The 8,855-nt window shown below is 71.3% G+C and carries 7 protein-coding genes; all 7 read left to right on the forward strand.

Annotation, left to right across the window (positions count from 1 at the left end; genetic code table 11):
- The first annotated feature begins 6 nt into the window (after window positions 1-6).
- The 7 genes from ACFU95_RS39360 (at window position 7) to ACFU95_RS39390 (ending at window position 8,764) form a co-directional block, all read left to right on the forward strand.
- A complete protein-coding gene (locus ACFU95_RS39360) occupies window positions 7-957 on the forward strand; it encodes a carbohydrate ABC transporter permease (protein WP_383838695.1) in 951 nt (316 codons plus the stop codon).
- Window positions 957-1,892 carry a carbohydrate ABC transporter permease gene (locus ACFU95_RS39365; protein ID WP_383838697.1) on the forward strand — a complete coding sequence of 312 codons (936 nt, stop codon included), beginning with the start codon at window positions 957-959 and terminating at the stop codon, window positions 1,890-1,892. Before ACFU95_RS39360 ends, ACFU95_RS39365 begins: the two co-directional genes overlap by 1 nt.
- Complete coding sequence (locus ACFU95_RS39370; RefSeq protein WP_383838700.1) at window positions 1,889-4,417, forward strand: beta-galactosidase; 2,529 nt, start codon at window positions 1,889-1,891, stop codon at window positions 4,415-4,417. Before ACFU95_RS39365 ends, ACFU95_RS39370 begins: the two co-directional genes overlap by 4 nt.
- Window positions 4,418-4,429: 12 nt before the next feature.
- Complete coding sequence (locus tag ACFU95_RS39375; protein ID WP_383838703.1) at window positions 4,430-5,755, forward strand: ROK family transcriptional regulator; 1,326 nt, start codon at window positions 4,430-4,432, stop codon at window positions 5,753-5,755.
- Between the two features lie 221 nt (window positions 5,756-5,976).
- On the forward strand, window positions 5,977-7,092 hold the full coding sequence (locus ACFU95_RS39380; protein ID WP_383838706.1) for a Gfo/Idh/MocA family protein: 1,116 nt from the start codon (window positions 5,977-5,979) through the stop codon (window positions 7,090-7,092).
- A complete protein-coding gene (locus tag ACFU95_RS39385; RefSeq protein ID WP_383838709.1) occupies window positions 7,089-8,018 on the forward strand; it encodes a PmoA family protein in 930 nt (309 codons plus the stop codon). The genes ACFU95_RS39380 and ACFU95_RS39385 overlap by 4 nt, the downstream gene beginning before the upstream one ends.
- A complete protein-coding gene (locus ACFU95_RS39390; protein WP_383838712.1) occupies window positions 8,012-8,764 on the forward strand; it encodes a cupin in 753 nt (250 codons plus the stop codon). Before ACFU95_RS39385 ends, ACFU95_RS39390 begins: the two co-directional genes overlap by 7 nt.
- The last annotated feature ends 91 nt before the right edge of the window (window positions 8,765-8,855 follow it).

The raw sequence follows: 8,855 nt of genomic DNA on the forward strand, positions 1-8,855 counted from the left end.
CCGGCGATGGCGATCCTCTCGAAGACGGCCTCGACGGCGGTCCCGAAGTCCGGGACGTCCTCGAAGCGGCGGCGCCGTGAGGCGCTCTGGTTCTATCTGTTCGTCTCGCCGTGGGTGATCGGGTTCCTGGTCTTCCTGCTCGGGCCGATGATCGCGTCGGTCTACTACTCGATGACCGACTGGGACTCGTTCACCCCGCCCACCTGGGTCGGGCTCCAGAACTACGTCACGCTGATCACCGACGACCCCAGGTTCTGGCGGACGCTGTGGCACACCTTCTACTACGCGGCGGTCTCCGTCCCGCTCGGTCTGGTGCTCGGCCTGTGGCTGGCGAACCTGCTCAACAAGCAGGTGCGGGCCCGGAAACTGCTGCGCACCCTGATCTATCTGCCGACCCTGGTGCCGCTGGTCGCCACGGCGATGATCTTCCGCCAGGTGCTCGCCCCGAACGGCCCGCTCAATGACGCACTCGGCATGGTCGGCGTCTCGGGCCCGGCCTGGCTGCTCGACGGCGACTGGGCCATCCCCGCGCTCGTCGTGATGTCGGCATGGAGCGCGGGCAGCGCGACGGTGCTGCTGCTCGCCGCCATGAAGGGCATCCCGAAGGAGGTGTACGAGGCGGCCGAGGTCGACGGCGCGGGCGCGGTACGGCAGTTCTGGAGCATCACACTGCCGCATCTGACCCCGATCATCTTCTTCAACCTGATCATGGGGATGATCGGCGCCTTCCAGGTCTTCGCCCAGGTGTACATCCTGGTGCCGAAGGGCAAGCTGCGCGCGGCCTACGACGGTGCCGAGACGATGGTGCCGTACCTCTTCGACGAGGCCTTCGGCAACTACCACATGGGCTACGCGTCGGCGATCTCCTGGCTGCTCTTCCTTGTGGTCCTCGTCTTCACAATGATCGCCTTCCGCACCGCCCGGCGCTGGGTGTTCTACGAAACAGAGGTGAAGTGATGACCGGCCTCCTGACCACCCCGGCGCCGCAGCGGAAGCGGGAGAGCGGCTCGCCGCGCAAGACCCGCGGAGGACCGGGCCCCGGTACGGTACGGGCGTTCCGGGCCACCCCGTTCACCTACGCGACGCTGATCGTCGTGGCGGCGATCCTCACCATGCCCCTGGTGTTCGTCGGCTCCATCGCGCTCTCCAGCGACGCGACGGTGAACACCAACTCCTTCACGCTCTTCCCGACCGAGTTCCACTGGGAGAACTTCAGCCGGGTCTTCGGCTCCGAACTGCCGATGGGCCGCTTCCTGATCAACTCCGTGATCATCTCGCTCTGTTCGGTCGCCGGGCAGATGCTCTCCAGCGGCCTGGTCGGCTACGCCTTCGCCCGCCTGCGGGCCCCCGGCAAGAACGCGCTGTTCCTGATCGTCATCGCCACCATGATGATCCCGACGCAGATCACGATGATCCCGCAGTTCATCCTCTTCCGGGACCTGGGCTGGGTGAACAGCTATCTGCCGCTGATCGTGCCGAACTTCTTCTCCAACGCCTTCAACGTCTTCCTGGTACGGCAGTTCGTGTCCCGGCTGCCCAGCCAGCTCGACGAGGCGGCCATGGTCGACGGCCTCGGCTTCTTCGGCATCTACCGACGGATCATGCTGCCGATGCTGTGGCCGGTCCTGATCGCGATCGGCATCTTCACCCTGACCCACACCTGGGGCGACTTCATGGGCCCGCTGATCTATCTGAACGACGAGTCCAAGATGCCGCTGTCGCTGGGCATCCAGTACATCACCAGCACCTCGGCGGCGGGCCAGTCACCGGCGTGGAACCTCGTCATGGTCGGCTCGGTCCTGCTCGCCCTGCCCATGATCATCGTCTACTACCTGGGCCAGAAGTACCTGTACGAGATGGACATCAGCGGCGGAAGCGCGGGAGTGAAGTGACCAACATCCACGTAGACGGCCAGGGCGTGTGGATCGACGGCCGCCCCCGCACCCTGCTGTGCGCCTCGCTGTTCTACTTCCGCCTGCCCCGGGAGCAGTGGCGCGAGCGCCTCGCCCAGGTGCGTGACTCGGGCTACACCTGCGTCGACGTCTATCTCCCGTGGAACTTCCACGAGTCGGCCCCCGGCCGCTTCTCGTTCGAGGGCCGCCGGGACGTCGCCGCCTTCCTGGACCTCGCGCACGAGGAGGGCCTGTACGTCATCGCGCGGCCGGGCCCCTACATCTGCTCCGAGTGGGACGGCGGCGCCCTGCCCGCATGGCTGGGCCTGGACCCCGAGTTGCGGGTCCGTCAGAACGAGCCCCGCTTCCTGGAACAGGTCACCGCCTGGTTCGACCAGGTGCTGCCGCTGCTCGCCGAACGCCAGTACCCGGCGGGCGGTTCGGTGATCATGGTGCAGCTGGAGAACGAGTTGGACTTCTTCGACTGCGCCGACCGCACCGGATACATGAGCTCCTTGCGGGACACGGCACTTCGGCACGGCATAACGGTGCCGTTGATCGCCTGCTCCGGCCAGGGCGACCTCCCCGGCGCCACCGGGGACGTCGAAGGGGTCGTACCGGCAAGCAACTTCTACCCGGACGACGACTCCCCCGACATCGAGGCCGAGGTGCGCCGCTACGCCGCTCTCGTCGCGGAGCGCGGGGTGCCGTTGCTGGTCACCGAGACGAACCGGCGCCACCGGACGCTGCGGCGGCTGCTGGCGAGCGGCGCCAAGCTGATCGCGCCGTACCTCCAGTCGTCCGGCTGGAACTTCGGGTACACCCCGTCCAGCGGCAACTGGGGGCGCCCCGGCAACTTCATGAGCCACGGCTACGACTTCGGCGGCTATGTGGGCTCGACCGGCCTGGAGCGCCCGGAGTACGCCGAGGCGCAGGTGCTGGCCCGGGTCGTGGAGGCATGGGGTCCTCGACTGGCCCTGGCGACAACGGTGTCGTACGCCGGACTCGCCGGCGACTTCCCGACGAGCTCGGATCCGTCGGCGCTGGAGCTGGACGGGGGCGGCCGGCTGGTGGCCGTACCGCATCTGGGCGGGGAGCCCGGCACGGCGGTCGTCGAGGGCGTGCCGGTCGAGGTCGCTCCGGGTTCGTGTCCGCTGATGGCGGTGGACGTGCCGATCACCGGCGGCACCCTGAACCTCGCCTCGGCGGACCTCGTGGCGCGGGCGGACGGGGTGCTGGTGTTCTCCTCCGACGTGCCCGTCACCGTCGTACTGGACGGCACGCGCACCGAGATCCCGGTGTCCGGGCGCGAGACCCTGGCCGGGACCACGCTCGTGGTGCTGCCGTCGGCCGAGGCCGCGCGGCTGCGGTCGGTCGACGCCGACGGCACGGTCCGGCTCGCCGATGCCTCCGACAAGCCCGGCGCCCCGGAACCGGCCGCCGTGCGCGAGGTGCGCCGGCGGGCCGAGGCGGCCCCCGAGCGGCCCGCGGGGCTGCACGAACTGCCGCCGGCCCTGGAGTCGCTCGGCGTGTACCGGGGCCGCGGCACCTACCGGACCACCACCGATCTGACGGACGTCGACGAGCTGCTGCTCACCGGCGCGGCCGACATCGTCGACCTGGCGGTGGCGGGCCGGACGCACCCGCCGATCGCGGGCTTCGGTGCGGCGCGGAGCGTCGATGTGCGGGACGTGACGGGCAGTGTCGCGATCGAGGCCGTCGTGGAGATCTGGGGCCACGCCAACTTCGACGACGCCCGCCTGCCCGCGCTCCGCCTCGGCGCGCTGCGTGGCCTCGGCACCTTCTGGAAGGTCCGGGACACCACGGACGTGTCGGCCCTGTGGACGGTGCACGGCCACTGGGCCGGGGCGCCCGCGCCCACCCGGGTGCTCGGGGGCTGGAGCAGCACCCGTGTCGCGACGCCGCTCACCTACACCCGTGTCGTCCACTCGCCCACCCCGTCGGCGCTGCACGTCCGCGGGGTCGTCGAACCGCTGCGGGTGAGCGTGGACGACGGGGAGCCGGAGACCGTCCACGCCGAGAACCCCTGGGTGCTGCTGCCCGCCGGGACCCACCAGGTCTCGGTCACGCTGGCGCACCACCCGAGCGGAACCGGTCTGCGCGCCGAACTGCTGGCGCTCGAAGCCGTACGGGACTGGTCGTGTGCGGCGCAGGACGACGAGCTGCTGACCGCGTTCGCCACCGGCTCCGGCCGCACGGAGGAGGTACGGCTCCCGCTGGTGCTGAAACCGGGGGAGGAGACGTGGCTCGACGTCGACCTGCCGGCGTCGCCGGACGGATATCTGGTCCGGCTGGATGCCACGCAGGTCCGGGTGACCGGATGGGCCGGCGGAGAGTGCGTCGGACGTGTCTGGTGCGGCGAACGGCCCGACTTCTCGGGCGGTGACCCCGACGCTCTCTGGGTGCCGCCGAACTGGCCGGGTCTGACCCTGCTCGCCCAGGGTATTGAGGGGCGTGAGGTGCCGGAGATCCGTACGCTGTGGCTGGGGGGACCGACCGACTGAGGGGGCATACCGGTGGCCCGGCACACGGCCCGAGACGTCCGCAGCGAGAACCGTTTCGAGGTGCTGCACGCGCTGTTCGAGCTCGGGCCGTCCTCCCGTCAGGAGCTCGCGCGGCACACGGGCCTCAGCCTGGCCACCGTGACGACGCTGGTCGGCGAGTTCCTGGCGGAGGGTGTGCTGGACATCGCGGCCGTGGAGCGCAACGCCGTGGGACGGCCGTACGAACGGCTCACGATCAACCCGGACCGTGGCCGTATCGTCGGTGTCGACGTCGCCGAGACCTATGTCGACGCCACGGTGTACGACCTCGCTCTCGGTGTCCTGAGCCGGCACGAAGCGCCCCTCGACGAGCAGCAGAACGACCAGGCGTACGTCGTCGACGGCATCGTCGGCGCGATCGAGGCGGCCCTGGACGCGGACGGGACCGAGCGCGAGCGGATCGTGGGAGTCGGGGTCAGCATGCCGGGCCACGTCCACCACGGCTCCGGGATCTCCGTCGTCGCGCCGAACTGGGACTGGCACGACGTCCACATCGAGGAACTGCTGGCCGAGCGGCTGCGGTTGCCGCTGTACGTCGACAATCCGCTCAAGGCGGCGATCCTGTCCGAGATGTGGTTCGGCGTCGGACGCGTCGTCGACAGCATGGCCGTGGTCAACATCGGCACCGGGGCCGGAGCCGGCATCGCCATCGAGGGCACCCTGGTCCGCGGCACCACCAACAACGCCGGCGAATGGGGACACACCCTTCTGATGCTGGACGGCCGCCCGTGCCACTGCGGCCGGTACGGGTGCGTGGAGACATACGTCGGCGCTCCCGGCCTGGCGGCGACGCTGGCCGAGATCGATCCGTCCCATCCGGCGCTGGGACGGCCCGGGCAGCGGGACTTCGTCGAGACCGTCGCCGGTGGCCTGGCCACGGGGGACCCGGTACTGCGGGAGCTCGTCCGGCGCACGGGCCGTTACCTCGCCGCGGCCCTCGGCGACCTCGTCAACCTGCTCAACGTCCCGAAGGTGACGCTCACCGGCTGGCTGCCCGGGGCACTGGCCCGGTGGCTCGTCCCCGCCGTACGGGACGAACTGCCCCAGCACGTACTCCCGGGTTCCCTGCCCGGTCTCACCGTCGAGGTGTCCGAGGTGCCCGGCAACACGGTGTGCCTCGGCATGGCCGCCTTCACCCTGGAGCAGTTCCTCGCCCGGCTCGGCCTGGTCAGCCAGGCCCGGACCCGGCCGCGGCCGGGTCCCGGGACCGCCCGTCCGGCGAGCGGCCAGAAGCCGCTTTCTCCGGACGCCTCGTCCAGGGTGAGGATCCGGCACGAGGTCAACGGACCGTCGCGCTGACCGAGTTGCGCCCCGCGGCCCCGAGCCTCCCGTGATCTTCATCCGTTTGCGCGTCCGCCCGGAAGGGGAGCGTGCGGGGGGTGAGTCGAGCCGAACAGGTCAAGGCTTTGCGCATGTCGCCTCCGAGGGGTTGTCCTGACATTCGGTCCCTGCCTAGGGTCGCCCTCGAAGTGCAAGCGCTTTCTGAGCGGGCTGTCCGCCGGCCGTCCGAGGAGATCTGCATGTCCCCAAGCCCTGCCCGTCGCCGCGTCGCCGTGATCGGCACCGGCGCCATCGTCAGCGGCAGCCATCTCCCCGCCCTGAGACACCACGCGGACCGGGCGGAGCTGGTCGCCGCGGTCGACGTGGACCGGGCCCGGCTGGACGCCTTCCGGGAGCTCGCGGGCGAGGACGTCGCCGGGTACACCTCGACGGACGAGATGCTGGACACCGTACGTCCCGACCTGGTCCTGATCGGTACGCCGCCGTCCCTGCACCGGGAGCAGACGGTCGCCGCGCTCAAGGCGGGCGCCTGGGTGCTGTGCGAGAAGCCGCTGTGCCTGTCCCTCGCCGAGTACGACGACATCGCCGCGGCCGAGGAGGCGTCGGGCGCGTACGCGTCGGTCGTCTTCCAGCACCGCTACGGCTCGGGTGCCGTGCACGCCCGGGAGCTGATCGCGAGCGGTGAGCTGGGCGCCCCGCTCGTCGCGCACTGCCAGACGACCTGGCACCGGGACGCCGCCTACTACGCCGTGCCGTGGCGCGGGCGGTGGGCCACCGAGGGCGGCGGACCGACGATGGGGCACGGCATCCACCAGTTCGACCTGCTGCTGCACCTGCTCGGGCCCTGGGCGGAGGTCCGGGCGATGGCCGCGCGCCTGGTCCACGACACCGAGAGCGAGGACGTCTCGACGGCCCTCGTCCGCTTCGAGAACGGCGCCCTCGCCACCGTCGTCAACAGCGTGCTGTCCCCGCACGAGGTGAGCCGCGTCCGTATCGACTGCGCCGACGCGACGGTCGAGCTCACCCACCTGTACGGCCACCGCAACGACGACTGGGTCTACACCCCCGCCCCGCACGTCCCTTCCGAGCGCGCCACCGCCTGGCGCACCCCGGCCGCGGACCTGCCCAGCTCGCACACGGCACAGCTCGGCGCTCTCCTCGACGCCTTTGACAACGGTGTCCGGCCGCCCGGCAGCGGCCCGGATGCCCGGGCCACGCTCGACTTCGCCGCCGCCCTCTACAAGGCCGCGTTCACGGGCAGCCCGGTACACGCGGGCGAGATCCGGCCCGGCGACCCCTTCTACCCGGCCATGCACGGCGACCACCCCCACTGGGCCCCCAAGGAGCGCGCATGAGCATCCGCGTCACCCACGCGCACGGCGACCACATCGCCGTCACGGCAGCGAACGGCACCGAGATCCTGCGGTACGTCTACCGCCCCGACCCGGATCCCTTCGAGTCCCGCAAGCCGTACGCCCACCCCGTGCGCACCCTCGCCGGGCACACCGTGACCGGCTACCGGCCGAGCGACCACCGCTGGCACAAGGGCCTGCAGATGACGGCCAGCCATCTGTCCGGGCAGAACTTCTGGGGCGGCAACTGCTATGTCCACGGCCGGGGTTACCTGCCCCTGCCGGAGCGGGTCGGCTCGATGCGGCACGACGGCTTCGGTGAGTTCACCGTCGAGGACGACCGGTTCGCCTTCACCGAGGAACTCACCTGGGTCGAGAACGGCGGCCAGGAGTGGGCGCGCGAGGAGCGCGGGCTGAGTGTCCACTCGGTGGACGAGGAGGCCGGCGCCTGGGCCCTGGACTGGTCGATCCGGCTGACCAACACCCGTACCGAGCCGCTGGCCTTCGGCTCGCCCACCACGGCGGGCCGGGAGATGGCCGGCTACACCGGACTTCAGTGGCGCGGACCCCGGGACTTCACCGGGGGCACCGCCTTCGGCCCCGACGTCGACGGCGGAGCGGGCGCGGACGCGGGGAAGCTCATGGGCACCCAGGGCCCGTGGCTCGCCTTCACCACCGACCACGACGACGTCGACGGGCACTCCACCCTCGTCTTCGCGCACGCGCCCGAGAACCTGGAGGCCCTGCACGAGTCGCACTGGTTCGTGCGCTCCGAGCCGATCCCCACGGTGGCGTTCTCCTGGGCGTTCTTCGAGGAGTTCGAGCTGCCGCCCGGTGAGTCCTTCGCCTACCGGTACCGCGTCGTCTGCGCCGACGGGGCCTGGGACCGGGAGCGGGTGGCCGCCCACCTGGAGGGGCTGCCGTGGTGAAGCCGAACCTTCCGCACCCGCTGCCCGGCGCCGTCGGCCTCTCCCACCTCAGCGCCTACGACTGGGAGGCCGCGGACGGCGTGTGCGGTGGCAGCCCGCATCTCCATCTGGTCTGCACGGAGGCGTACGTCGTCACCGGCGGCCGGGGCGCCGTGCAGACGCTGAGCCCCGACGGCTACCGGGACATCCCCCTGGAGCCGGGCTCGGTCGCCTGGTTCACGCCCGGGACCGTGCACCGTATGGTCCAGGGCGGCGATCTGCGCATCACCGTGCTGATGCAGAACAGCGGGCTGCCCGAGGCCGGGGACGCCGTGTTCACCTTCCCGCCCGAGGTGCTCGCCGACCCCGACCGGTATGCGGCGGCCGCGGCGATCCCGCCCGGCGTCGGCCCGGAGACGGCCGCGGCCGCCCGGCGGCGACGCGACCTCGCCGTCGAGGGCTACCTCGCCCTGCGCGAGGCCCTCGTCGCCGGGGACAGCGGCCCGTACGCCGAGTTCCAGCGCGCCGCCGCCCGCCTCGTGCGCGCCAAGGTGCCGAACTGGCGGGAGCTGTGGCGGGCCGGCGCACTGGCCACCGCCGAGCGTACGGGCGCCCAGCTCGACGCGCTGGAGGCGGGCGAACCGGTGTATCTCGCCGACGCGACCTCGTACGAGGCCGCACCCACGCGGCACGGCGGGTTCGGCATGTGCGGCCGCCGGGACGAGTACAACCTGCCCGGTACGACGCTGCCGTACGGCGGCGCTTAAAGCGCGTTGCAGAAGGCCGTGAGATTGCAGGTCAGGGCCCGCTTACGGCTGTGCTGATCACGCGGTCAGGGCGAGGTTGTGCATGTGTGCG

This window comes from Streptomyces sp. NPDC057623, from assembly GCF_042800355.1.
Classification (GTDB): domain Bacteria; phylum Actinomycetota; class Actinomycetes; order Streptomycetales; family Streptomycetaceae; genus Streptomyces.